The 26,001-nt window shown below is 41.2% G+C and carries 24 protein-coding genes; 14 read left to right on the top strand and 10 right to left on the bottom strand.

The annotated features are described in order from the left end of the window. Positions 1-17: 17 nt before the first annotated feature. Positions 18-941 (bottom strand): nucleoside hydrolase, encoded by a 924-nt coding sequence (locus tag HWQ43_RS09275; protein WP_292732296.1) that lies wholly within the window; start codon positions 939-941, stop codon positions 18-20. Between the two features lie 14 nt (positions 942-955). Here HWQ43_RS09275 and HWQ43_RS09270 point away from each other — a divergent pair, with 14 nt between their 5' ends. The 5 genes from HWQ43_RS09270 to HWQ43_RS09250 all read left to right on the top strand — a co-directional run bounded on the left by HWQ43_RS09270 (position 956) and on the right by HWQ43_RS09250 (position 5,645). Beyond that, positions 956-1,387 (top strand): nucleoside deaminase, encoded by a 432-nt coding sequence (locus tag HWQ43_RS09270; protein WP_292732294.1) that lies wholly within the window; start codon positions 956-958, stop codon positions 1,385-1,387. 155 nt (positions 1,388-1,542) lie between these two features. Next, entirely contained in the window at positions 1,543-3,213 is a 1,671-nt protein-coding gene (locus tag HWQ43_RS09265) for an alpha-amylase family glycosyl hydrolase (RefSeq protein ID WP_292732292.1), read from the top strand. 440 nt (positions 3,214-3,653) lie between these two features. Next, positions 3,654-4,004 carry an anthrone oxygenase family protein gene (locus HWQ43_RS09260; protein WP_366932806.1) on the top strand — a complete coding sequence of 117 codons (351 nt, stop codon included), beginning with the start codon at positions 3,654-3,656 and terminating at the stop codon, positions 4,002-4,004. A 47-nt stretch (positions 4,005-4,051) separates the two neighbouring features. Further along, positions 4,052-4,687 (top strand): class I SAM-dependent methyltransferase, encoded by a 636-nt coding sequence (locus HWQ43_RS09255; protein ID WP_292732288.1) that lies wholly within the window; start codon positions 4,052-4,054, stop codon positions 4,685-4,687. A gap of 64 nt (positions 4,688-4,751) precedes the next feature. Further along, positions 4,752-5,645, top strand: a complete 894-nt coding sequence (locus HWQ43_RS09250; RefSeq protein ID WP_292732287.1) for a lysophospholipid acyltransferase family protein — start codon at positions 4,752-4,754, stop codon at positions 5,643-5,645. Between the two features lie 10 nt (positions 5,646-5,655). Here HWQ43_RS09250 and HWQ43_RS09245 read toward each other — a convergent pair whose 3' ends face one another. After that, a complete protein-coding gene (locus HWQ43_RS09245) occupies positions 5,656-6,621 on the bottom strand; it encodes an SGNH/GDSL hydrolase family protein (RefSeq protein WP_292732286.1) in 966 nt (321 codons plus the stop codon). An 801-nt stretch (positions 6,622-7,422) separates the two neighbouring features. Between HWQ43_RS09245 and HWQ43_RS09240 the strand changes: the two genes are divergently transcribed. Next, complete coding sequence (locus HWQ43_RS09240) at positions 7,423-10,338, top strand: glycerol-3-phosphate acyltransferase (RefSeq protein WP_292732285.1); 2,916 nt, start codon at positions 7,423-7,425, stop codon at positions 10,336-10,338. Then, positions 10,335-10,682, top strand: a complete 348-nt coding sequence (locus tag HWQ43_RS09235; RefSeq protein WP_292732284.1) for a cupin domain-containing protein — start codon at positions 10,335-10,337, stop codon at positions 10,680-10,682. The genes HWQ43_RS09240 and HWQ43_RS09235 overlap by 4 nt, the downstream gene beginning before the upstream one ends. A 190-nt stretch (positions 10,683-10,872) precedes the next feature. On the opposite strand, the gene HWQ43_RS09230 is transcribed toward HWQ43_RS09235, so the two are convergent. Beyond that, complete coding sequence (locus tag HWQ43_RS09230; protein ID WP_292732283.1) at positions 10,873-11,229, bottom strand: hypothetical protein; 357 nt, start codon at positions 11,227-11,229, stop codon at positions 10,873-10,875. Between the two features lie 521 nt (positions 11,230-11,750). Here HWQ43_RS09230 and HWQ43_RS09225 point away from each other — a divergent pair. Then, a complete protein-coding gene (locus HWQ43_RS09225; protein ID WP_292732282.1) occupies positions 11,751-12,125 on the top strand; it encodes a DUF2809 domain-containing protein in 375 nt (124 codons plus the stop codon). 499 nt (positions 12,126-12,624) lie between these two features. On the opposite strand, the gene cobJ is transcribed toward HWQ43_RS09225, so the two are convergent. Then, positions 12,625-14,352, bottom strand: coding sequence for a precorrin-3B C(17)-methyltransferase (cobJ, locus tag HWQ43_RS09220; protein WP_292732281.1), 1,728 nt, complete (start codon positions 14,350-14,352; stop codon positions 12,625-12,627). 286 nt (positions 14,353-14,638) lie between these two features. On the opposite strand from cobJ, the gene HWQ43_RS09215 reads away from it, so the two are divergent. Beyond that, on the top strand, positions 14,639-14,887 hold the full coding sequence (locus HWQ43_RS09215; protein WP_099103407.1) for a helix-turn-helix transcriptional regulator: 249 nt from the start codon (positions 14,639-14,641) through the stop codon (positions 14,885-14,887). Next, a complete protein-coding gene (locus HWQ43_RS09210) occupies positions 14,869-15,558 on the top strand; it encodes a BglII/BstYI family type II restriction endonuclease (protein WP_334900729.1) in 690 nt (229 codons plus the stop codon). The genes HWQ43_RS09215 and HWQ43_RS09210 overlap by 19 nt, the downstream gene beginning before the upstream one ends. An 11-nt stretch (positions 15,559-15,569) precedes the next feature. On the opposite strand, the gene HWQ43_RS09205 is transcribed toward HWQ43_RS09210, so the two are convergent. Then, positions 15,570-16,679, bottom strand: a complete 1,110-nt coding sequence (locus tag HWQ43_RS09205; protein ID WP_292732279.1) for a site-specific DNA-methyltransferase — start codon at positions 16,677-16,679, stop codon at positions 15,570-15,572. A gap of 255 nt (positions 16,680-16,934) precedes the next feature. Beyond that, positions 16,935-17,324, bottom strand: a complete 390-nt coding sequence (locus HWQ43_RS09200) for a hypothetical protein (protein WP_292732278.1) — start codon at positions 17,322-17,324, stop codon at positions 16,935-16,937. 228 nt (positions 17,325-17,552) lie between these two features. Here HWQ43_RS09200 and HWQ43_RS09195 point away from each other — a divergent pair, with 228 nt between their 5' ends. After that, positions 17,553-18,254: a DUF547 domain-containing protein gene (locus tag HWQ43_RS09195; protein WP_292732277.1), complete on the top strand. Its 702-nt coding sequence runs from the start codon at positions 17,553-17,555 to the stop codon at positions 18,252-18,254. Here HWQ43_RS09195 and HWQ43_RS09190 read toward each other — a convergent pair. Then, on the bottom strand, positions 18,239-18,994 hold the full coding sequence (locus tag HWQ43_RS09190) for a TIGR04283 family arsenosugar biosynthesis glycosyltransferase (RefSeq protein ID WP_292732276.1): 756 nt from the start codon (positions 18,992-18,994) through the stop codon (positions 18,239-18,241). The genes HWQ43_RS09195 and HWQ43_RS09190 overlap by 16 nt on opposite strands. Positions 18,995-19,229: 235 nt before the next feature. Further along, positions 19,230-19,691 carry a rhodanese-like domain-containing protein gene (locus HWQ43_RS09185; protein ID WP_292732275.1) on the bottom strand — a complete coding sequence of 154 codons (462 nt, stop codon included), beginning with the start codon at positions 19,689-19,691 and terminating at the stop codon, positions 19,230-19,232. Positions 19,692-19,889: 198 nt separating this feature from the next. Between HWQ43_RS09185 and HWQ43_RS09180 the strand changes: the two genes are divergently transcribed. From HWQ43_RS09180 to HWQ43_RS09170, 3 genes are all read left to right on the top strand, one after another. After that, positions 19,890-20,777 (top strand): pirin family protein, encoded by an 888-nt coding sequence (locus tag HWQ43_RS09180; RefSeq protein WP_292732274.1) that lies wholly within the window; start codon positions 19,890-19,892, stop codon positions 20,775-20,777. A gap of 218 nt (positions 20,778-20,995) precedes the next feature. Beyond that, positions 20,996-21,496 (top strand): DUF1772 domain-containing protein, encoded by a 501-nt coding sequence (locus HWQ43_RS09175; RefSeq protein WP_292732273.1) that lies wholly within the window; start codon positions 20,996-20,998, stop codon positions 21,494-21,496. A 591-nt stretch (positions 21,497-22,087) separates the two neighbouring features. Continuing rightward, positions 22,088-23,491: a collagen-like protein gene (locus HWQ43_RS09170; RefSeq protein WP_292732272.1), complete on the top strand. Its 1,404-nt coding sequence runs from the start codon at positions 22,088-22,090 to the stop codon at positions 23,489-23,491. A 3-nt stretch (positions 23,492-23,494) separates the two neighbouring features. Here the strand turns inward: HWQ43_RS09170 and HWQ43_RS09165 are convergent, their stop codons facing one another. Then, positions 23,495-24,055: a nitrate transporter gene (locus HWQ43_RS09165; RefSeq protein WP_099101952.1), complete on the bottom strand. Its 561-nt coding sequence runs from the start codon at positions 24,053-24,055 to the stop codon at positions 23,495-23,497. Positions 24,056-24,509: 454 nt separating this feature from the next. Then, a complete protein-coding gene (locus HWQ43_RS09160) occupies positions 24,510-25,685 on the bottom strand; it encodes a patatin-like phospholipase family protein (protein WP_292732258.1) in 1,176 nt (391 codons plus the stop codon). Positions 25,686-26,001: the final 316 nt, after the last annotated feature.

The following is a 26,001-nucleotide window of genomic DNA, read 5'->3' as shown; positions in this document are numbered from 1 at the left end:
TTTTTTATTTTTAGTTTTTACCTTGCCAATTGCTGCAATATATAAGCATAAAAAGCCTCTTTATCTACCTGATCCATCGCATAAATTTTCCGACCACCAGGAACTACTTTAGTACGCCCCTGACTAAGACCAGTAGTGATAATTTCTGTTTCCCATTCGCGCAATTGATAAAATTCTGGATGTCCCAAATAAGCCGTTGCCAGCACATCCCAAAAATAATAATCTTGGGGGATAACTAGTGCATAACATTGTCCGGCTAAATCAGAGATGGGATAGTGGCGTTGTCGTCCCATTTTGTATACTAACTCTGATGTGACTGGGACATTGTTAGTTAAATCCAAAGGACACATAATAATTTCAATTTGGGTTTGCCATACCCGCGCTGCTGAAATTGCGTCCCAATAAACATTCCATTCGGCAGAACCATCTTGTCCTGCTTCTAAACTTTTTTCTACATTACCACCAACATTTAACGCACCTCCCATCCACACAATCTTTTGAATCTTGGCTTCAATATCCGGTGCTTTGTCCAAAGCTACTGCAACGGTGGTCAACGGCCCAGTTACCATCAACGTTACGGGGTCTGATGCCTCGCGCAACACCTGTATCATAAAATCTTGACCTGTTTCGGCAACCAAAGGCGTAGTGATGGTTTCCCTTTGATTAAGAATGGGGAGATGGTCAACGATAAACGAATCACGGCGATAGAGAGTAGGAAATGGATTGATACCGCGCACAGTGCTTTCTGCTACCGGGATATGAGAAAATCCCATCAAATCTATAATTTTACGTGTGGCGCTAACAGCCGGTTGAACGTAGCAATCTGCTGGAGTGACGACAATACCAAGGAGTTGAATATGATCCATCGTCAACAGCAGCATAGTTGCCAGATAATCATCTACACCGCCATCGTGATCCATTAATACCAGTTGTTTTGTCATAAAAGGAGAATTATATGGATGAGTTTATGGAAGCTGCAATTCAAGAAGCAAAACAAGGCAGACAAGAAGGTGGAATTCCCATTGGTTCGGTTCTTGTGAAGGATGGCAAAATTCTCGGCAGAGGACACAATAAACGCGTGCAAGACGGCGATCCTGTTACCCACGCCGAAATCGATTGTCTCCGCAATGCTGGAAGAGTTGGCAGTTATAGAGGTACTACACTCTATTCAACTTTAATGCCATGTTACCTATGCGCTGGGGCAGTGGTACAATTTGGCATTAAAAAAGTCATCGCTGGAGAATCTAGAACTTTTCCTGGTGCTAAAGAATTTATGGTATCTCACGGTGTGGACGTAATTGATCTTAATCTTGACGAATGCGAACAAATAATGAGTGAGTTTATTGAAACTAACCCCGAACTTTGGAATGAAGATATTGGTAAATAATCATTGCATCGCTACAATCATAGCGATCGCAATATCTGGTTGAAGTCCAGCACATTAGGAAAATATTGATAATACTTAAGAAAGAAGCTGCAAACTCTTTTATATTACACACTAATTTTAGTGACTATAACTAGCTAAAATTTAAACGTGTGAAAATGGCAAATTTAACTGAATTTACATTATTTGCTCCTCGTAACAAAGGAGCATCTTTAATGGGGTCTTTTTCAGATTGGAAAGAAATTCCCATGTCAAAAAGTGAAGATGGTTATTTTCGCACCAAAATCAAACTGGAAGACGGCGTTTATCAATATAAATTTCGTATTCAAACTAAAAGCCCAAGTTTTGCACTTGATGAATGGATAGATGTCATTGATCCTAAAGCAACAGATGTTAATGAAACAAAAAAATACAGCATAGTACGCATTCAAGACGGTCAATGCGTTGTTGATACTTACATTTGGCAACACGATGAGATACCGTTGCCTGACAATCGGGGATTAGTCATATACGAAATGCACGTTGCCGATTTTACTGGTGATGAAGTTGACTCTAACGAGAAAGGCAAATATTTAGGGATAATTGCTAAGTTAGATTATCTTTGTGAATTGGGAATTAATGCAATTGAATTAATGCCAGTTAATGAGTACCCTGGTGATTATAACTGGGGCTATAAAGTTCGCCACTTCTTTGCTACAGAATCTAGTTACGGTTCAACAGCAGATTTAAAGCGGTTGATTGACGAGTGTCATGGTAGAGGCATTCGCGTCTTTATGGATGGAATTTATAACCATACAGATGAAGAATGCCCTTTAATCCTAATTGACCGAAATTACTGGTACTACGAACATAAACATTATCCTGAAGACCCAGGTAATTACTGGGGGCCAGAGTTTAACTATGATAATTACGACAAAAACTTAAATATTAAACCTGCATGGGAATACATCGGCGATGTGGTAAAATTTTGGATTCAGGAGTATCACATTGATGGAATTCGCTTTGATGCAGTGCGACAATTGGCTAACTTTGAATTTCTCAACTGGCTGACTAAGGAAGCGAAAAACTATGCTGCACCCAAACAGTTTTACAACATTGCTGAACATATTCCCGATACAAACACTGTAGTCAAGCCAGATGGCCCATTAGATGCTTGTTGGCATGAGAGTTTTCGCTACTTTTTAGTTCCATATATTTGTGGGAAATCATTTGAATTAGAACAACTCAAGCAGATTTTAGATCCTAAACAGCAGGGTTATGCGATCGCAACCAATGTAATTAATTATTTGGCAACCAATGATCGCGAACGTGTATTACGAGAATTAGGCAATTGCGGCATCTTTGACACAGCCGCATTTGAACGAGCCAAGTTAGCTGCTGCTTTGTTAATGACAGCAATGGGTATACCGATGCTGTGGATGGGAGAAGAGTTTGGCGAATACCAGCAAAAAAGCGAAGATGTGACTAAGCCGCGCAAGATTAATTGGTCTTTATTGTCAAGCGACCAGAATCATGATTTGTTTGAGTATTATCAAAAGCTGATTGCTCTACGCCAGCAAACTCCAGCTTTGCAAAGTGACAATATTAAGTTTTTCTACGAAAATGCAGCTGAGAAAGTGCTGGCTTACACCCGTTGGGATGAGCAGAATTCTCATATCGTCGTCGTGGTAAATTTCTCCGATCAAAATCTAAATCAATATAAAATTTTAGACTTCCCAACTGCTGAGTATTGGCGAGATTGGGTTAGTAATCAGGAAGCGAAATCTGGAGAGGATGGTTTCGTGACTGACTTGCCAAGCTATACAGCTAAGATATTTGTTTTGCCGTAATTATCTCACTAGTTATCTAGCAGATTTACAAGCAATGTGTAGTTTGTCGAGGCAGTGCGATCGCTCGTCAAACAAACTGCTTGCGTCGCAACGGAGTAATAAGAGTAGAAGTGGGATCAACAGCAAATAAAATAATATCATGTCCGATCGGATAAGCCCAAAACCCAGATTGTAGAGACGCGATTTATCGCGTCTTGCAAAGACCAATCATCTACACCAATAACCCTTAACCCAAGCGTATTGTGACATAACACCATCTGCGAATAAGGCTTGGGCAGTAATTAACAGGAGGCTTTATGATATTTGTTGACAATTTGCGCTTCCCTTTGACGCTTTTCACAGCACTAGGCTGCGGATTGGTGGCTGGCGTCTTCTTTGCCTTCTCGACTTTCGTGATGAATGCCCTTGCACGACTCCAGCCAAAGGAGGGCATTATCGCCATGCAATCCATCAATATCACCGCGATCAATCCGTTGTTCATGTTGGCACTCTTCGGAACGGCTGCGGCTTGCATCTTTCTAGCAGTTTCCTCGGTGTTAAAGTGGCATCAACCTGGCGCTGCCTATTTGCTTATCGGTAGCTTGCTCTATCTCATTGGTACCGTTCTAGTAACGATCGCCTTTAATGTGCCGCTGAATGATGCCTTAGCGATCGCCAAACCAGACAGCACTGAAGGCGCGAACCTATGGGCTAGATATCTTACCAACTGGACGTTCTGGAACCACGTTCGGACAATAGCGGCATTTGCGGCAGCACTTATACTCGGACTGTGCGATCGCATGGTGAAATAGGAATGATGAATACGTATGATACCCTTTGCTCGGTAAAATGAAGCTATATGAGTATTCAAGCAGCATACGATTATTGGTCAGCCACATACGATGCTGACGAAAATCTGACGCGCGATCTCGATCAAACCGTCACCAGAGAAACCTTGATGAGTTTGAGGTGTAAATCAGTCGTGGAAATTGGCTGTGGCACAGGTAAAAATACACTTTTGCTTTCACAAATTGCTCTGAAAGTTTGTGCGATCGATTTTTCAGCACAGATGATCGAAAAGGCGAAAGAGAAAGTAAGGTCAGCTAATGTGATGTTTATTACAGAAGACATTACCAAGCAATGGACTTGTCATAATGAGTATGCCGATTTAGTCACTTGTAATCTGGTTTTAGAACACATCGAAGACCTCAGTTTAATATTTTCAGAAGCATCTCGTGTATTAGTCAAAGAAGGATACTTTTTTATCTGTGAGCTTCATCCATTTAAGCAATATCAAGGAACAAAAGCTAATTTTAAAAGACAGCAAGAATTCATTAAAATACCTGCATTTATTCATCATTTATCAGACTTTTTTAACGCAGCGAAAGTTCATGGCTTCCTACTTGAAGACTTCAAAGAATGGTGGCATGAACAAGATCAAAATAAACCACCAAGACTAGTATCAATCTTGTTGAGAAAGGGAAAAAATTTTTGAGGCATTGAAATTTAGAGCAGTTGCAGAGATACTTGCAAGAGTGATAGAAGATGAGCGACTCATTATGGAATTTCCAAAACAGGTAGAGAAAATTTCTGTCAGCGCTGACAATTCTTTAACATCAGAATTCTCAAAAAAGATTCATCAGTCATTAACACAACGAGATACTCAGTTTATTGAATTACTGATGCCTGTATGGGAATGGTTTTACCGTTATTACTTTCAAGTAAAAACTGATGGATGGCATCACATCCCAACAACAGGGAAAGTACTACTGGTTGGATCTCATAATGGTGGAATGGCTTCTCCAGATTTAATAATGATGATGTACGATTGGTTTTCTAGATTTGGAACCGAGCGTTTGGTGTATGGTTTAATGCACCCTTACGCTTGGAAAGTGAGTCCAGAAATAGCAGGATTAGCCCAGAAATTCGGAGCAATTGTTGCACATCCCAAAATGGCTAGCGCGGCTTTTGATCAGGGTGCTAGCGTTCTGGTATATCCTGGAGGACAATATGATATGTTTCGTCCTCATAGCCAACGCCATAAAATTCATTTTGCCGGTCATCAGGGCTTTATCAAGCTGGCTTTAAAACAAGAAGTTCCGATTATTCCTGTAATCTCGGTAGGCGCTCATGATAGCTTGATAGTCTTATGTGATTGTTATGATTTCGTCAAACAATTGCATCAGTGGGGATTGCCGTGGTTATATCAAATTGACCCTGGAGTTTTCCCAATTTACTTAGGTTTACCTTGGGGCTTGTCTATTGGCCCTCTGCCAAATATTCCTCTACCTGTGCAGATTCACACTCGTGTCTGTCATCCAATTACTTTTGAAAGATATGGTCAAGATGCAGCTAGAGATCGTAACTATGTGAATACTTGTTATGAAATAGTTCAAAGTCAAATGCAGGAAGAGTTAAATAATTTGGTTAGAGATACTCAGAAATCTAACTAAAACACGAATATTAGTGACGAAGTGACGAATCTCCCAGTATTTCCAAAAGCGATCGCTCCATAACTTCACTGACAAATTTATTACCTTGCAAGTTGAGGTGAATGTGGTCGTGAAACAAACCTTGGGGGTTGGTAGTTGAATTGAAATTCGGTAAAAAGTCTATATAGTTAATTTGCTCTGCTTTGGTAAAATCGCTCAAGCGCTGACGTGCTTTGATTTCGTAATCGCGGGGGCCTGGTTCACCAATTTCTCGTAGTAAAGGAGTCATCACCAGCAGAAATTTGCTGTTAGATTGGCGAGTCAAGGCTTGAATTTTAGCGATCGCCTCCAGATTAATCCCCACGCGATCGCCTGATTCATTTTGCACGGCTTGCAGTTCAGGAATTGGCTTTTGCTTAACGATATAACGCTGCCACACTTCCACTAATGCCAGAGGAGGTTTACGATCGAGATAATTGCGATCGCGTCCTACTGGTAAAGAAGTGGGAGGAGTTGCAAACAAATCATCGGTATTAATTAATAACACCACTGCTTGCGCGTTAAAATTGCCAAACTTCTCTAAATAAGCTAATTCATTCCTTGGACCCCAAGAGTTAGCTGAAGCATTTAGTACTTCTACTTCCTGATAATTACTATTAGGGGATGATGCTAGAGAACGCATCATCAAACTAGATATTGTATTAGTCTGATCAGTCCACCAGCCACCATTAGCAATAGAATCACCTAAGAGGAGAATTCGCAGCCCAGTAAGTGCTGGTAGCTTTTTGATCGGACTACCTCGCATAGAATATTCATTAATTTCAATGCGATTCCCAAAACGACGGGTACGTTGGTTAGGAGCCAACAAATAACCAATTTGCTCATCGCCAATATAAATCAGGGGATTACCAAAACCAAACAGCGATCGCAATCCAACCTCGATTACTAAAAACAATCCCACAACCACCGCCAAAATTACGCTCAGTGCTATTTTCACCTACTCACACCCTCTTATACTGAGTTGCTTTTCAATGATAGTAGGGGATTGGGCATTGAAGAAGGGAATAGGGTACAGGTTAGAGGGTACAAGTTATTCCCTGTCATCTGAAGAAGGGAATAGGGTACAGGTTAGATGGTACAAGTTATTCCCTGTCACCTATCACCTGTCACCTGTCCCCTTATCCCCAGTCCCCAGTCCTAAATTTTTAAAGTGAATTTAACATCATCCGCAAACAGAAGGACTACAATCAAAACGGACAAATATTTCATGCTCCAACAACAGAGGATTACAAAGCTGTGTCCGACTTAAATCGCGGAATTATGAAATTTAAGGGAGCAGATTCCCCAAAAGTAGTCACTATCTCTACCGTGTTGCTTCTGGGATCGATCGCTGCTCTCGTAATCTGGGCGCTACAAGCGGCCTATGCGCTAAACTAAAACCATTAGTAGTCTAGAAGGACACTTGTCTTAAACGGTTTCCGTCTTAGCCAAGTGTCCATTTAGCAACTAGTAATTAAAGAAGAATCCAGAATCCAGAATCCAGAATCCAGAATGCTTTTCCTTGGGGGATTCAAACCACTAGCTGATTGTAGACCTCTAAAATCTATAATGTTAGATTATTTTAAACCTCTGTGTTCATTCCCTAGCCATACTCCCATCCATTCTGAATTCTGACTCCTGACTCCTGAATTCTCTTTGAAAAAGCCCCCTTAATAACCATCAAAAATTTCAGAAAAACTTTAGATTTTAGATTTGAGGTTTTAGATGGAAAATTTAAATCTAAAATCCAAAATCCAGAATGTTTGAACCTTGGGGTATTTTCGTTATTTTAATTATCTGCCCCCTTTTGGGCGGATTACCCCTGATAGCATGGATAACTTACGCCCTAAAGCGGAAGCAGTTATCACAAGTTGGTACAGGAAACATTAGTGTATCAGCTGCCTTTTATCATGGCGGTAAAATTGTCGGAATTCTGGCAGTCTTGTCAGAAGCTTTTAAAGGAGTTGCGGCAGTCTTACTCACCCGCATTTTCTTCCCAGATGGATCGTTTTGGGAATTGCTTGCCCTAATCGCTCTGGTAATCGGTAGGTACTGGATAGGCAGAGGAGCAGGTACGACAAATGTTGTCTGGGGATTTGTCGTACACGATCCACTAGTCGCGATATTTGTATCTTTCTTTGCAGGTATTACTTTTACAATTCTGCAATCAAGAAAGATAGTCAAATTTGGGGTTTTGCTGCTTTTTCCTTTGTTTGTGGCACTTCTGCACTTTAGCGATATTCCCAGAATACTTGCGGCTGTGGCCTTAGCTGGTTTAATGGGCTGGATTTACACCAAAATTCCTGATGATATGAAACTGCCAGCCCAAGAGGCACAAACAGAATCGCAAGCGATGTTGGAATTTTTACGCGGCGATGTCTACGACGGGCTACGCCAACGCACAATGGTTTCTTTAGATGAAGAGTTGAATGCTGCCATAGTCGGAGAAAAGGCGGCAACGTTATCTCAAATTAAGCGCTGGGGCTATCCAGTGCCGAAGGGATGGGTACTAGCACCCATCGACAATCCAGAAGGGTTAACAGAATTTCTCCAACCATCAGAATTATCTCCCTTGGTGGTGCGTTCCTCGGCTATTGGAGAAGACTCAGAACACGCTTCTGCTGCTGGACAGTATGAAACAGTTGTAAATGTTACTAGCCCAGAAGCATTACAGTCAGCGATCGCTCAAGTTCAAGCTTCCTACAATCATCCATCTGCTATCCAATATCGGCGCGATCGCGGCTTAAATGATACAGCAATGGCTGTGTTGATTCAGCAACAAGTCCAGAGTGTATATTCTGGAGTCGCTTTCAGCCGCGATCCCATTACCCAGCAAGGCGATGCGATCATTATTGAAGCCCTTCCAGGCAGCGCAACGCAAGTCGTTTCGGGAAAAGTCACACCAGAACAATATCGCGCTTTTGTCGTTGAAACAGAAAATTCCTACTCTGTACAATTAGAGGGTCAAGGACGAGTCCCGCAATCATTAATCAAACAAGTTGCATACTTAGCTTACCGACTCGAAAAACGTTATCATGGCACTCCTCAAGATGTCGAGTGGAGTTATGATGGGCAAACGCTTTGGGTGTTGCAATCTCGACCGATCACCACTCTGTTGCCCATCTGGACACGTAAAATCGCTGCTGAAGTCATTCCTGGAGTAATTCACCCCTTAACATGGTCAATTAATCGTCCCTTAACTTGTGGAGTTTGGGGAGAATTTTTTACTTTAGTTTTAGGCGAACGCGCCTTGGGGTTAGATTTCACGAAAACAGCAACTCTGCACTATTCCAGAGCTTACTTTAATGCGTCCCTGTTAGGAGATATTTTTCTCAGAATGGGACTGCCGCCAGAAAGCCTGGAATTTTTAACCAGAGGAGCTAAATTAAGTAAACCGTCGTTGCAGTCAACTTGGGAAAATTTGCCAGGGCTAGGGAAGTTGCTGAAGCGGGAATTAAGTTTAGAAAAGGACTTCAAGGAAGATTATCACAAACGCTTCATTCCTGGGTTGTCGCAGTTGGCGCAGGAAGATATAGATAACTTGGAACCACCGAAACTGTTGGCAAGAATTGATTTTATTCTGGAGTTGCTGCGTCATGGAACGTATTACAGCATTTTAGCTCCTTTAAGTGCTGCCCTGAGACAGGCAATTTTTCGGGTAAAAGATGGGCAAATCGATCATAGCGTCACCCCAGAGGTAGCGGCATTGCGATCGCTCAGTGCCATAGCTACAGATGCCAAGCAGGTATTGGTTGAGTTTGAGCCACAGCAAGTATTTGAGCAATTAAAGCAAACCCCCGAAGGACAGAAGATCCTTCAAGCATTTAACGAATTGCTGCAAGATTACGGCTACTTAAGCGAAGTAGGAACCGATATCTCCGTTCCCACTTGGCGGGAAAATCCCCAGATGATTCAGCAAATGTTTGTGCAGTTAATGCAGGGGAACGAACCGCAAGCAGGTGCTAAAGACGCGATTAATAGTATCTTTGCCAGTAAGCGCAAACGCTCTTTCGTGCAACGGCGTGTAGATATCAAAGGACGAGTCACCGAAGTTTATTCCCGACTTTTAGCTGAATTGCGTTGGAGTTTTGTGGCTTTAGAGAAGATTTGGTTAGAGTCTGGTTTACTTAAGCAAACAGGCGATATCTTTTTTCTCAACTTTGATGAAGTGCGGCGTCTAATTGGGAATGAAGATTCTAGCTTAATAGAGCAGTTAGATAAGTTATTAGAATTTAGGCGATCGCAATTTGTACAAGATAGCGAGATTATTCAAATACCTCTTTTAGTCTACGGCCATACACCTCCTCACCCCTTAGCTCCCTCTGAACTTTACTCTGACCAAATTTTACAAGGTATTGGAGCCAGTCATGGGCAAGCCGAAGGTAGGGTGAAAGTGTTGCGAAATTTACAAGACATTCCAGACATCGATCGAGATACGATTCTGGTGGTGCCTTATACAGATTCCGGCTGGGCCCCATTGTTATTAAGGGCTGGAGGATTAATTGCCGAAGCTGGGGGAAGGCTTTCTCACGGTGCGATCGTTGCTCGTGAGTATGGAATTCCCGCAGTGATGGATGTTCGTGGTGCTACATGGATCTTGCAAGATGGTCAACGAGTCAGGATTGATGGGTCTAGGGGTATTGTGGAATTATCTAATGATTTAAGACCCGAATGATTACCACTTGCCTGAAAGACTTGCCTGAAGAGTCGGTTTCTCACAATGCCGAAATCAAGAAAAAGGTGATGTTACGCTTCGGCGATTTACCTCACCTAACTAACTTTTCTCAAGCACGTTTTGCTCCTGGACAAACCGCACCAGCACACGCGCATCAAGATATGTGCGAGGTATTCTTTGTAGAAGCTGGTTCGGGAGTAATTCACATTGATGGTACAGAATACCCCTTGCTTCCGGGAAACTGCGTAGCCATCGAACCGGGAGAAGTACACGAAGTTGTCAATAATGGCTCAACTGAACTTGTTTTGACATACTTTGGTTTGCGAGTCGAAAAATCGAGCTAATCATCAATTAGGATCGTTAACTAGCAATTTAGGTTAGTTTGATTTTGAATAAAACACGTAGTGGGGGCATAACAATGTTATGTCCTTAGAAAAGTTTGTGGATGTTGTTTATAAATTAATACAGTTCAGATCAACCCAAAACCCTGATGTAGAGACGCGATTTATCGCGTCTTCAAAGATCAATGATTTACTAATATACTAAGGGTGTCGCCCCGCGCATCTGACGCAAAGAATTTATACAAGCAGGACAATCACAGCCAAATAAGTCGATTGCCACATTGCTTTCTTCATCATTGAACTCCAGCATCGGAGCATCTTCTCGAGAAAACTCTATTTCACGCTGATAGTTAGGGATTTGAGCCAATACGGAAGCTCTGGCACATACTAAACCCACTTTATGTTTATTGCGTATACAAGATAGACGATCTATGGTTTTAGCTCCTGGTTCTGGCTCCATAGCTTGTGCGTGATTCAGCATTACTCCCATAGACAGAAGAGAGCTAATCAGCACAGGAGAAGAAAGCAAACTCAGTATGAATTTGTTCATTGGTTTTCTTGAAAAACAGTCTCGATTGCTCAGATTATCCGATTAAATCTTACAGTGCAAGTAAGTGTCTATCAGGAATAGCCCAAAATCCAGATGTAGAGATGCAATTTATCGCGTCTTTGCGATCTAAAATTTTCATCAAAAAACCTTAACCGAACCGTATTGTTATATAACGCCAGTCTGTTTCTGATAACGTCAAAGCAGAAGTTGCTACAGGCTGCGCAAAACACCGAAACGTGAAGACAGAAGCTCTTACAGGCTGCGCAAAACACCGAAATGTGAAGGCAGAAGCTCTTACAGGGAAGACGGAAGCTCTTACAGGCTGCGCGAAACACCGAAACGTGAAAGCAGAAGCTCTTACAAGGAAGACAAAACAGAGAAATTTATGGGTATACAAAGAGTTTTATTTCCCATTGTCATTTGGAAACCTACTCAGCAATAATAGAATTTTCAACAGAGGCTATAAAAAATTGAAGAGGTTTATAGTCAAAACAAGTGTTTTTTGAGCGCTATTGATTGCCATGTTTATCTTCAACAAAAGATATTTTTACCTCACACTTCTATTATTTTTAATAGAGATATGTATTGCTGTTTTTGTCAATGATAGTTTCATTCGTCCTTTTATCGGTGACGTTTTAGTAGTTATACTAATTTATTGCTTTGTCAAAGCTTTTTGGAATATACATTCATCCATCGTTGCTTTATCAGTTTTGGCATTTTCTTGTACTATTGAGATTCTTCAATATTTTAATTTCGTAAATAACTTAGGATTGCAAAAATATAAGATTCTGGCTGTTGCCTTGGGAAGTGTATTTGATTGGAAGGATATCATTGCTTATGCAATAGGTATCATAACAATTCTATGGTTGGAAAATAGCAGGACTTACGCAAAATAATGGAAAAACGAACCGCATACTCCTACGGAGAAGCAAGCTACGCGCAGCGTCTCGTTAGAGAAGGCGCAAAGGACACAAAGGAATGAGAGTTTCAGAGAGTTATTGCGTGAGTCCTAAATAGAACATGATTACTTAAAAGTTGTTAATAATACAATGTCTAATACCAATTTTCTATGAAGCTGCATATAATTCGATCCCCCCTAGCCCCCCTTAAGAAGGGGGGAACCGGAAAAACATCTATCAAAGTCCCTCTTTTTAAGGGGGATTTAGGGGGATCAAGATATGTGCAACTTCACATTAAATTGGTATAAGCTAGTAATGAAAAGTTTGTAGTAAGCACTAAAGTGCTTAGAAAATTAAGGACTAAAGTCCTTACTACGAACTTGCTTACCCATCAATTTTTAAACTTGATAGACTACTAAAAACTATTTACAAGTAAATCTTAAGTAGGGTGTGTTATGGTTTTAGCCTCTTCGCTGACAGTGCAGATCGCGCCTATTTATTGTTGAGTATAGCGACGCGGCGTATAAACCCAGATATTACCATCGCCGCGTTTGATGGTTCGGGTTTTTGTGGAACCAACAAGAATAATTGTCCGCATATCAGCGCTTGCTGGCGTTAACTGCTCAAGTGCGATCGCTCTTACCGTTTGTCCTGGCCGACCGAGATTCCGTGCCAATACTACTGGTGTATCTGGTGTTCGATGTCGTAGCAAAATATTTCTTGCTTCTGCCAGTTGCCAGGTACGCTCTTTGGAAACAGGATTGTAGAAAGCAATGACGAAATCAGCCTCAGCAGCCGCCGCAATTCGTTGGGCGATCGCAGACCAAGGTTTCAAGATATCAGAGAGGGAAATAGCACAGAAGTCATGTCCAAGGGGCGCACCAATGGCTGCTGCTGCTGCCTGCATTGCAGAGATGCCTGGGGCCACATGAATGTCGATACTATCCCATTCCGGTTTAGCATAGCGATCGCATACCTCGAAAACCGCTGTTGCCATTGCATAGATACCAGGGTCGCCAGATGAAACTACAGCTACATATCGCCCAGATGCAGCCAAATCAAGGGCCATCTTTGCTCGTGCTTCTTCTTCGCGGTTGTCAGATTCATGCCGTTGCTTGCCATCAGCCAGAGAACCAACTAAATCTAAATAAGTTTTATAACCCACTAAGTCAGTTGCCGACTTGAGAATCTCCTTCACTTCTGGAGACATCCACAGCGAACCACCAGGACCCGTGCCAATAATTGCTAACCGTCCCCGTGGCTGACCGATGGTATTGGGGTCAATTACTTGAGGAGCAATAGCGATCGCAATGTGAGGAGTTGAAGCAGTAATGGAAGATGTGCCTGTGGCGGCGATCGCTGCGGCTTGGGCGGGGCTATAACCTTGTGAAAGTAGACTTTCTAATTGATTTGGGGTAAAAAAGCGGGTGGGTACTCCCAAGGCGCTAGCTACGGCGTGAATTGCGGGATCGGCTGCGGCGGCAATGGGTGCAAATATCGCGGCGACTGATGTTTTTTCTAGTTTGGCATCAGCTAGTAGCTGTTCTACTAAAACTACTGCATCATCAATGATGCCACTAATTGCGATCGCGATCGTTGCTGGATGGTAGACAAGACAGTTGGCTGTAGGAGTCACCAAACGTTCTGTAACTTGGATGGTCAAATCTCCCTTGGGATCTATCGGTAATTTACTATCGCTCAACCAAGGTGCTATTCCTTCAAGCTTAACTTGCGCCCCAGCTAGCACATCTGAGATAAATTTCTTCGCATCGTCTGGGTTTGCCAAATGGTATCCAGGAGGAGGAGATAAAAGCGTTGTACCCAAACGTAAATCGCCTGTGGTCGTAATTGCAGCTTTGACATCAAGGGCTTCGGCAATGCGACGAGCCAAATCGTTGACTCCACCAAGTCCGCCCAAGAGAGGGACAACAGCACTACCATCTTCAGCCACAGCTAGCACTGGTGGTTCCTGTCGTTTATCTGAGATTACGGGAGCTAACGTCCTAATTAAAATGCCGGCAGCACAAATGCCAATCAGGGGCTTTCCCTGCATAAATAACTCGCGTAGCGTCTCACCAAAATTTGTAAAGCTGACATCAACTTCTGATGTGCGACCCTCTAAACCGTATAGTGTTGCCCCTGGTAAGACGCTGATTATTTTGCGTGCTACTGTCACGCTATTTTGACCCAGTATTACAATGGCAGGTGCAACATTCATCATCATAAATAGATATCTTGCAAAATTTGATATCCTTCAAATGAAACCACAGATTTAGACATGTAGCGACTTCACATTTACAAGCTTGGAGAACTGAGAGTGTCATGTCTACAACGGGCAACTCTTGGAGAGGCTACGCCAACACCTACGCGCGTGCTGTCTTAATAATAGCTGTTAAAAACCTATTTTGGGTTTATCCCATATTAGGTTTTAAAATTTAACTGAGTTTAGCAATATGTAATAACTCTCATCGAGATCGAATAAACCATCGCCAGAAAAAAGGCAAGCTAAAGTGCCTAAATCAGTTTTCAGCGAAGACTACAATCGGTTTCGCCAGTTACTTATCGAAGCCCGGAAAGCTGCAAAGCTCACTCAAACAGAGTTGTCAGCAAAGCTAGAGCTTCCACAATCTTATGTATCAAAGTATGAACGTGGAGAGCGTCGTCTTGATGTGATTGAATTTTTACAAGTTGCCCAAGTTCTTGAAATCGATCCGCTTGCTTTTATCAAAGAACTGTTGAAATACCAAAAGGAGACATAATAATCATTATTCAATATGTTGACTTTAACGCAGCAGATAGAATAATTAATACTCAATACCAAAACGAATGGCATGAGATTAGTACTACTCTCACTAGAATGCCTTTGCACATCAAGGCTTCAGATCAAGCTGGAATTCAAGGTAATGCAATATTCGATCCAGTAGGTACGAACGAATATGTTAAAGCTGCTTTTATTCATGATGGTTGGCAATCAAATATTCCTATTCCAGGACCTTATAGATTTTTAGGTACAGATGTTGATTTTGCTAAAACTGGCATTATCATTGAAATTCAATTTTCTAACTATCCCTTTCTACTCAATAACACTTTGCGCTCAGAATTGTTCTTCAAAGCTAAAACTGAATTTGTTGGATACCCGACTAATTTGGTAATTATAGTAACAAAGGCTCTGATGTTTCCTGCCTCCAATAGCACTCTTTATTACGAGCAAGCTGTTAATCAATTAACAGCTTTGGCTAAAAACCAAGTTTTTGATGTACCAATCAGACTGGTTGGATTATTTGAACAACAAAATACAATAGTTCCTATTATCTGGACTGAGTATTTATCTAAAAGATATTCTAGAACCGTGAATACTAGAGTTAGTCGCCAATGCCAAATTATTGCGGGACGTACAGCCCGTAGTCGTTGTCTAATTAACTTATTATAAAAATTAATCTATTAAGTCCATAATCTCAATTCGATTTGTTCTACTTCTTCTACTTGTTTTACCATTTGATTTTGTAAAGAGGTCGTTTTCCCATTTCCATTAAGCTTTGCATCTACTGGAATCTCTTCACCTCTTAGATTAGCTGCAAAAGCAGATTCTTCATAGATTAGTCTATCTTCCATTTCTTGCAAGTGATACTCTTCTGGATAAATTTTTGCTTTGCTGCGTTCTGAAGCTTTATTTCCTACTTGCACGTCAAACTTAAATTTATCAATAGATTGACCAGTTTTTTCAACATAATCACGCAATGTTTTTAAATTTGGAAAACAACCATTTTTATCTGGATTGCCACTGAGACGACGCAACGCAACTTGATGATATTTCGGTTCAATTTCTGACCCGATAAAATGACGTTCATGATCTCTCGCAACCACTGCCGTAGTACCAGCTCCCATAAATGGATCTAAAACAATATCATTTTCGTTAGTTGTAGCTAATATCATTCTAGCTACCAAGTCTTCTGGAAATTGGCAGGGATGTATAGTTTGTTCTTCATGATTGTGTTTAACATTCCGAAACAGCCAAATATCACCAGGATTTTTACCTTCTGGATTGCATGAAAGTTCCCCCTTTCGATTTCCTCGATAATGTTTCTTATTTTGATACTTTTGGGGAACTCTAATAGCATCTAGATTAAATTTATAATTATCTGATTTAGTAAACCAAAGAATAGTTTCATGTCTACAAGAAAACTTTTTCTGGGCATGAAGACCATGTTGCCTAGCCCATATAATTCGGTTGCGAGGAATTAATCTGCATGACTCTAAAATCGGAAAAAAGCGAATATCCAAAGGAATCAGCATTCCTCGGTCAGAAAAAGCACCAACTTGCCAAAATAGCGAACCTGTATTTTTGAGAATCCGGCTACATTCAAGCAGAACGGCTGTTTGTTCTGCCAAATAAATCTCAATAGCTTGCCTTGATTCGTATTCTTTGCCTAGATTATAAGGTGGAGAGGATACAACTAAATCAACACATTCATCTGGCAGATTACTCAGCATTTGTAAGCTATCCTCCAAGAGAATCTGGTCTAAGGGTAGATTCTCTCTATTAGTCTTCATTACGATACCTACCTTGCAAGTAATACTAGGCTTTCGTCATCATAACCTATTTTAGGTTATTAGCAAATTTAAATAGTAGACGGAGTATAATACCATACTTACTTTAACAATATACCTTGCCGCAGTAGACATACATACCTAAAGGCGATGGAGAAGCGATCGCACTTTTTTGAGAGAATGCGATCGCTTGTTAAATTGGAAATTAGAACTCCAACCAAAATCCAAAGAATTTCATCCCTAATCCCCAGTCTCAACTCAATTAGCTTTACGTTCTTTCAGTACTTGATCTAGCAAGTTTCTAGCAGGTTGTGCTTTAGCCAACGCTACTTGATGGTCATTATAAGCACGAACAAGGCGGGAAAGACTGCTCACACCTGTCTTGAGTTGCTCAAGTTCTTCACCAGCAACTAGTTCTCCATCAAGCATCCGCCCAATCAACGGTTTAATATCGCCCACTTCCTGCCTGACTTTTTGGAGCTTTTCTAAAGAACTCAGTAAGGTTTTTAGTGAGTTCAATATGTCGTCAATATCTTGGGCATCCTCCACTGGCTCAGGTGGATTTTCAATTGCGATCGTATCTTTGTCTGAAGCTGTAGGCAATTCCTCTACAGACGTTTCACTTGTAACCCCGTTTGACCGTGCCATCAACGCTTCCTCAAGGAATTTTCCTCAGTGTATCGCTGATTTCAAGTTGCCAAAGATAGTATTGTTATAATTCGTTAAATAAATACTTGTACAAATTCAACTGTACGTCACTATTACGAAACCAAAGAATTCTCTTAGCTCTAAATCAGGACTATTTCATTCTATTTTTAGGATTCAATTGGTACAGGTATAAGTAAAAACAACGACCAACATATAAACACAGCAATAATGATTGATTTTGAACCTTGGGACAGGTTGTTGCGTCAGTATGTCGATCGAGAGGGTCGTGTAAACTATATTGCTTGGAAAACTGAGCAACCTCAAGCGATCGCAAATTGGTTATCGAGTCAAAAAAATCTGGCTTTTACATCTGATAGCAACACTTCTGAGCAATTGGCATTGTGGATCAACCTTTACAATGCGTTCACCATTTCGACAATTTTGGAGAGATACCCACTTGAGTCAATACGTCCGCGAATCTTAGGCATTCCCAACTGGCTAGCTTTTTTGTGGTTCTTCCAACGTCGTGCTTATTATATATTTGACGAACATTACAGTCTAGCCCAAATAGAGAACCAGATTCTGCGGAATAAATTACAGGAACCACGAATTCATTTTGCAATTGTCTGCGCTTCGGTTGGTTGCCCGTTACTGCGTGCTGGAGCTTATTTTCCTCAACAAGTTACTCAGCAGTTAGATGAAGATACCCGTCGCTTCATTAACAATCCTGAAAAAGTTCGTTATGACTCAAATAGTAAAACGCTCTACTGTAGCAAAATCTTTAAATGGTATCGTCAAGATTTTCTTAAGGTCAAATCCTCTATTCCAGAATATATCCACTCCTACCTAGAAACAGACCTGCCAATAAATGCCTCAACGCCGATTTCCTATCTCTACTATGACTGGAGCCTGAATCAGCGAATATCTTGATAAAATTGTTTGAGATAATTTGCATCAACGCCAATTCCCCACAAAAAACCGATATAAAGGTAGATTGCGTTTGCTTTCCAGCTACCCCATTTTGCGACGCGGCGATCTGAAGAGTGAACAATGCGGTTTACCAAATAAATACGTCCTTTTTTAACCAATCTCAGGCATAAATCTCCATCTTCCATAATCGGTAATGCCTCATCAAATCCATTGCAATCCCAAAAGTCAGTGCGACGACAAAACATTACCTGATCTCCAAACAACAGGCGCAATCCTCGAAAAAACAGGTGAGGCTTAAATAGCAGTGGTGCATAGTAGGTTTTTAAATAATTATGTAGAGAGATGCCCCAGCGAGTCGTTTGAGATCCACTCATCAGAGAAATGAACCCCCCACAGGCAATAGTTGGTTCTGCTAGGGTTTGCTTTATTACAGTGATTAAGTCATCCGGCACCCAAGTATCTGCATGAAGAAAGCAAAGAATATCTCCAGTTGCAGCCGATGCTCCAAAATTCATCTGGATAGAACGCCCACGCTGTTCAGATGAGAGAACTTGTACGCCTAGTGACTGATTGAATGACCCCAAGCATTGTTTTGCAACTGCCACTGTCTCATCATTGCTGCCACCATCTACTACTATCACTTCAAAAGCAGGCGGATTAAGTAAAGTCAATTGGCGTAATGTACGCCCTAAGCTAACTGCTTCGTTTAAAGTAGGAATTACAATCGAAACTTGAGACATGCAGCATAAGTAGTTTTATCGTTGCTTTTATTCTACTTGCTTAATGTTGACAAGCTCTTAGTGCAGCATTTCATTAATTCCTAGCGAATTAATGAAAGGCAATACCCTGCATTGTTAATGCGGCGGCCTTGTTAATGCATCGGCCTGCATTGTTAATGCGGCGGCGGCCTTGTTAATGCATTGGCTTGCATTAAAAACGCTACGTTTTTACGTATAACTGTACTTAGTCCAAAAGTCAACACTCCTGAGCATGGTAAGTAGCTTTTAGTAGTTTTCCCCAGATTGCATTGTAAGGATGTACAACCTTTGTCGGATGACCATTTTGAAAGATCGGTCTGCCTTCGTTTGCCCACTGAAAAATTCCACCAGTCAAGTTATAAATGCACTTAATCCCGGCTTCATCCAGTTTTTGGGCTAATTTTGCGCTCCGGTAGCCAACAGCACAGTACACAACAATTGGTCTATCTTTTGATACTGTTGCAACTGCTGCTAAGTCCTCTGTGAGAGGATCTATGCGTACTGCTGTTTCGATATGACTAACTGCATACTCAGCTTGACTTCGTGCATCTAGCACTAATGGATGGAGCTTTGCAGAATCTGATAGTAATTCAGCTAATTGGTTACAATTAATTTCCTCAACAGTAGGAAACTGAAATCTAATCAGAAGTTTAAGAAAGTTAAATGTGAGCGATCGCACTTGTTAAAAGACTCTCTGGTTGAGAAACAATACTAACGGGGCTGTGTCTGATGTCTAATAATAAAAAACGATCAAAGAATAGGCGATCGCATTGGCATCAACTCTCCAAAACAAACAGATAACTCATCGAGATTAGCTTATTTCCAAGTAAATATACTTATAATAATTACAGCATTTACTAATCACCTGCGATGATTTATGGCAATTCTTCAACTGATTGAACCCGAAGTTAAAAATCTGGGTGGTTTTTCTGCCCGCCGCAGTTTGCCATATCCTAATCGCCAAACGGTTGGGCCGTTTATCTTTTTCGATCATCTTGGCCCGTCCGTCATGCCCCCCAATCAAGGCATCGATGTCCGACCACATCCTCATATTAATCTGGCAACGGTAACTTATTTATTTGATGGTGCTTTGATCCATCGCGATAGTTTGGGTACTGTGCAGGAAATCCAACCAGGGGCAGTCAACTGGATGACAGCAGGAAAGGGGATTGTCCATTCAGAACGCTCACCTGACTTTGACCGTCACCAAGAAACTACTATTCATGGCATTCAAACCTGGGTCGCCCTGCCTGTTGAACACGAAGAAACCGAGCCAACGTTCATTCACTATCCGGCTGAAATCCTTCCCACTTGGGAAGAGAATGGCGTTATCATCAAACTTATTGCTGGGCAAGCATTTGGCTATACCTCACCAGTGAAAGTTCTCTCACCTATTCTCTATTTAGATGCAGCGTTGTCTGCCAACACCCACTTCACTATCCCTACAGATTATTCACAAAGGGCAGTATACAGTGTCACCGAGGGATTGAGGATTAATGATGAACCGATGGAACAATATCGTCTTGCTATTCTAGAGCCAGGCGATCGGGTTGAGGTTTCTGCTACAGATGCTGCTCGATGTATTGTTATTGGCGGTGAGCCGTTAGGTACACGCTACAAATGGTGGAATTTTGTCTCTAGCCGACCAGAGCGAATAGAGCAAGCTAAAGCTGATTGGCGCGACTATCGCTTTGCTAGCGTGCCAGATGAAACAGAGTTTATTCCACTGCCAGAAGTGATAACAGAAGCTAATCCTTTTTCATAAGTGTGTCACACTTCAACGCTCACTACCTCGCTTTAAGCTGGGCAAGTTTAACCCAAGTTGCCAGTTACTCTTATGAGCGATCACTTTGGGACAATTAAGCAATAAAATGCCCTTCAAGAAGAGAAAATTAGGAGGCAGTTATGCCACTTGATAGGTGTATGGAATTGCATCTGTATATTATATGGTGAAATATGGTAGCTGCTGTGAGGCAAAGCCAAATGACACTTATACAATTGTGGCGATTTATCACAATCATGCTGGCTTCCTTTAGTCTAAGCTTGTCTATGGCTCATTTGCTAGAACTACCGCGAAGAATGCAATTTGACCAACAACTCTGGGTAAGAGTGACCGTTTTTGAAAATGTTTATCGGTATTTTGGCTCAGTTGGTGCCGCATTTGAAATTGGCTCAGTTCTAGCAGCAATTGTGTTGGCGTTCCTCGTCCGTAAACGTGGCTCAACATTTTATTGGACGTTAGGAGGAGCGATTCTTTTAGTGCTGGCTCTTGTCAGTTGGGTAATATTTGTAGCCCCTATGAACGCGGAATTTGCAACATGGCTGACTAATCCCGTTCCGTCAAACTGGATGCGATATCGTAACCAATGGGAGTATGCACATGCAGTCAATGCCTTGGTTAAAATAATTGGCTTCAGTTCACTTGTAATTTCTGTGCTGGTTGAAACAGCAAAACGAAAGGTTGCTCATTCTAATCACTTGTAAGAAAGTTCAAGTTGGTGATTATTTTAGATAGCAGATTTCTGGTGAGAAACAGTTTGATTCTTTGAAGTGAACCTTACCAATGAAGCTGACTTTTCACGTTATATGGAAAAGTCCACCAAAAACCTAACCCCCAACTCGTCGCGGGAAGGGGGAAAATTCAAAGTCTCTCTCCTTTTAGGAGAGAGATTTAGAGAGAGGTTTTCCAGATACCGTGAAAAGTCAGACCAATGAACGAGATATCGCGCGAGTTCGGACATTGGTAGAATCACTTTAATACCATTTTGGATTTTAGACTTTCCTGCGGAACGCTACGCGTAGCTTGCTTCTCCGAAGGAGTACGGCTACGCTCAGTCGAACGATTTTAGATTTTGGATTGTGAAACATCCATTGGATAAGTGTTTCAGTTTTCCATCTGTCGCAATCATTTTTCAAATTGGTATACTTCCCGAATCTATACAGAAAATCTCTGCCCCTCTGCGGTCTTAATGATAAGTCTTTAACCGAACACAATCTCACTGGATAAGAGGGAGCAAATTGTTGAAACTCAGCGTCAGGAGTAGATAATTCAACTAAAGTTATAGGTGTAACTAGATGCACAATGGTTTTAGGAGTAAGCTGCCACTACTGCTGACATTCTGCTTATTTACTAGCTTTTTGCCTGCCTCTGGTTCAGTTTTATGTCCAGCCGTTGCCTCTGATAAATACTATAAAGTAGCCAGAAATTATGGCAGAGATGGACGTGCAGGAACCAATGGGCGATCGGGTAGAGATGGTAGCAGCGGTGAAAACCAAAATATTTTTGTCAATGGTTCACCTGTAAATCTTGACTTGTCGGGTAAAGATGGTGAAGACGGGGAAGACGGTGAAGATGGTTATCAACCTGACTGTGCTTCCCAACGCAATCGCGTTAGTCATGACATAAACGCACCAGACGGCGGTAGTGGCGGTAATGGTGGCAAGGGAGGAGATGGGGGAAATGGTGGTTCCCTCACAGTCTATTACAGCAATTTGGCAGACTTACGGAATATTTCTATCCGGGCAACTGGTGGGGAAGGCGGGCGCGGTGGTAGAGGTGGCAACGGTACGGAGGGTTGTAACTGTCACAGACGGAGATGGGAAGTAAAAACCTGCAAGGGAACTCCTGGTAGCCCTGATTACAAGTGTACTGAAAAGGTTTATCGATGTAGCGATGGTAGGGATGGGCGAGATGGCAGCGATGGTAGCGATGGTAGCCAAGGGCGCTTAGGAACTTTGAGTATTGTCAATAGCAAGGAACCTTTGGCATCTGATACTCCAACTGTGCAGCTAGCAATGTCGGAACTGATAAATAAACAGTTCAAACTCTCGAAGAATAAGTGGAATCAACGCATAGGCGCAGCTTCTCTACTTGCGCCTGGTTCTGCGATCGCCGATGATTATCGAGAGTTTGAACAGCGTCTAGAAGAGGCTTTTCAAATAGTTTGGCAAGAAAGACAACCTATTACCAGCTTTGGCAATCAAGCCGTAACATTAAATTTAACTGATAACAAACAAGTAGAAATTACTTTTGCTGAGGAATTATGGGTTGAAGGTAACAGCAAAAGTGAGGCTAACTTAACAACATTTACCGTTAACCATGCCATTCCCAAAAAAGATGTCACTCGGTTAGCTGTGGCAGAGTTTGCCGATGCCGGACAAAATCTCAACTTAAAAATAGTTGATTTGGCAGCCAAGTCTGATGCTATTAATACTCAATTTCGCGTAAAATTTCGCGCCCAAGATAGCTCACACGGTTTTTCTGGCTACAAAACTGAATTTGAAGGGGATATTCCCACAGAACTTGTGACTCGTGACTACAATCGTTTTACTCTAGCTTTGGGCAAGCTCAAAATTCCTGACGAAGCTTTACGCCCTGGTGTCAACGTTGATATTGAAGTCGTAGCAACTCGTTCTTTAGGAATACGTTCTGCCAAGCAAACTATTAGCTGGCAGGGTACAATTCGCAAGCCTAGATAAAGTTTAAGAAGATTTTTTGCCATCTGAAACCATTTGCGAGAGAATATAGGCTGCAAAATCTAGTAACTGATCCAGCAAAAAACCAATAATACCGATGTACAAGATTTCCTGGATTATATAATCAGTATTGCCAGCTTTATAAGCATCCCAGAGGGTAAAGCCAAGTCCTCTTGGCCCTGTTAACATTTCTGTGGCAATAACGATAAACCAAGCTACCCAAATGCTAACTTTCAAGGCATGAAATATATGAAAAATAGCTACTCGAAAGTTATTATTCTGTCTCTTGAAATGCTGCATCCCTATTGCGGTATTAATAATCATCGTCCAGAGAGTTCCCAGAAAAACTACTACAATAGCAGCCGAATCACTCTCTTGAAATGCTATTAGGGCAATAGGTAGCAAAGCTATAGGAGGGATACTATGTGGTATCTGAAATATCAGCCGAAATAGCTGATAAATCATGCTATTTATCCCGATGAAATATCCGATAAAACTACCCAATACAGCGGCTGGAATATAACCAACAAATAACCGTTGCAGGCTAGCTAAAATGTCTAAAAACATATTATTTTCTCTGCCTCAGTTCTCATGGAAAACATTCGGGAAATACTGCGGCAACAACACAAAACAGGGCTGAGAAAAATGTATTGGATTACACATTCTATTTTGTTGCTAAAAATTTTTTTATATCTTCTCCTCGTTAATTACTAATTAAAAAATTTAGGTATTATTACGATGTGATAGTAGTAGTACAAAGAAGAGGTAAAGCTTGACTTTACTAAACTTTATCAGAAAAGCAAATTTTAATTAGTAAATTAAATACAATTTATAGAATTTATCGAAGAAGGCAGTTCTTGCTAGAGCTTACGTGCGTAGTTTACCGCCGTAGGCATCGCTCCTTGATTATCTAAGCTGATGGAACGAGCCAAAAAAAGCCTTGAACAAGGCGTAGGGATCAATTGGATGGGTATTCAAACCCCAACCAATTGTAGACAGTTGTAAATAATGGCACAGATCGCTAGTTATCTCTAATAAAAGACGCAATCGCCTTTTTTATCGGAGAACCGGAATCGTCTCTGGTATAGTACGTAAGACCTTGCTCAATGAATGCAGACGTAGTATCTATTAACTGCTGAAGAATCTCGGAATTAGTATCATCTATTTCTTCACTAACTTTTTCCCCTGTAAATTTATTTTTCCGCTCTTCTGGAGATAATACAATCCGAGGATCTTTATAAGTCTCTTTCGGCTTAGGTTTAAATGTCTCATTTAAGTCAAACTGAAGACGTAAGTAACGTTTAGACTCATATCCACCCATGATTTGTCGGCAAATCGTACTATCAATCTCAGATGTAGGTTCCATAAAAATGTTAGTCAGATTTTTAATCCAGTCTAAGCCTCTCCATTTGCTGATTTGCTTATATTGATATGGTTCACCAGTTTGACCTGTGCCAATAGAAAGAATAGAAATATCTTCCAATCGCAGATTATCTAGTTTATATTGTTGCTTGATTTCTGGAGATACTGAAGACTGGCTAATCCTCATCGCCAAACTCAAAGCTGCAAGAGCAGGATTATTAGCAGAAACTCCTCCATCAATGTGTGGGAATTCCCAGTCACCAAATTTTTGTTTATCTACAGGTTCTAATTTATATGGTGGAAAAAAAGTGGGCGCTGAGGCAGAAGCGGTACATATTTCCCATAAATAGCAGTCATCGTACCATCTGTCTCCTAAATCGGGATGACAATTTGTAAAAAATGTTGTGTTGCGATATAGCGTATCGTAAGCAAGAATCAAAAGAATGGGTTTTTCGATATCCTTGATTCTTGTGGATTTATAGGCATCTTTGAGTACGCTAGTAATTCCATCATGAGAATATTTAGATGGAGAAAATACATCAATAATTGATTTGATGATGGATGGAAAGTTTTTGTAGCGCTCTTTTATCTCCAGAGGGAATATATCTTTACCTCTATTTTTATACATTTTCATGAGTTCATCACTCTCATTTCCGAGAGCAATTCCTCCTGCTAATATTGAACCAGTAGAAGTACCAGCAACCATGTCAAAATATTCGTGTAAAAACTCTCCTTTTCCCTGAGTTCTAATTTCTTGTTCTACTTGTTTAAGTATTCGTGCTGCAACAATTCCACGAATACCGCCACCGTCTAAAGCCAAAATTTTGAAGGACATAGCAATTCTCTTTGATTATTTTTCTATGGACAAGCATCATGAGATGAATCAGAATCCGATTCCATTAGCTTGTTTACTCTTATCCGACTTGTCCGACTTATCCGACTGGAAGAATACCTAAGTTTTTTTTTAACGAAGTGCCTTCTCTACGAGACACTACCTATAGCTTGCTTCTCTGTAGAGGGGGGTACGCGGTAGTATTGGTGTCAACTTAAGAAAGGCAAGAGACGTGATGAATCGCCGTCTCTACAATAGTCAATCTTTCGTAGAGACGGCGATTTATCGCGTCTTTGTGATGATTTAACTTGAAACACTT

It is taken from the genome of Nostoc sp. JL31 (assembly GCF_017114965.1).
Lineage (GTDB): Bacteria > Cyanobacteriota > Cyanobacteriia > Cyanobacteriales > Nostocaceae > Nostoc > Nostoc punctiforme_A.
This window is presented reverse-complemented; position numbering and strand designations above follow the sequence as displayed.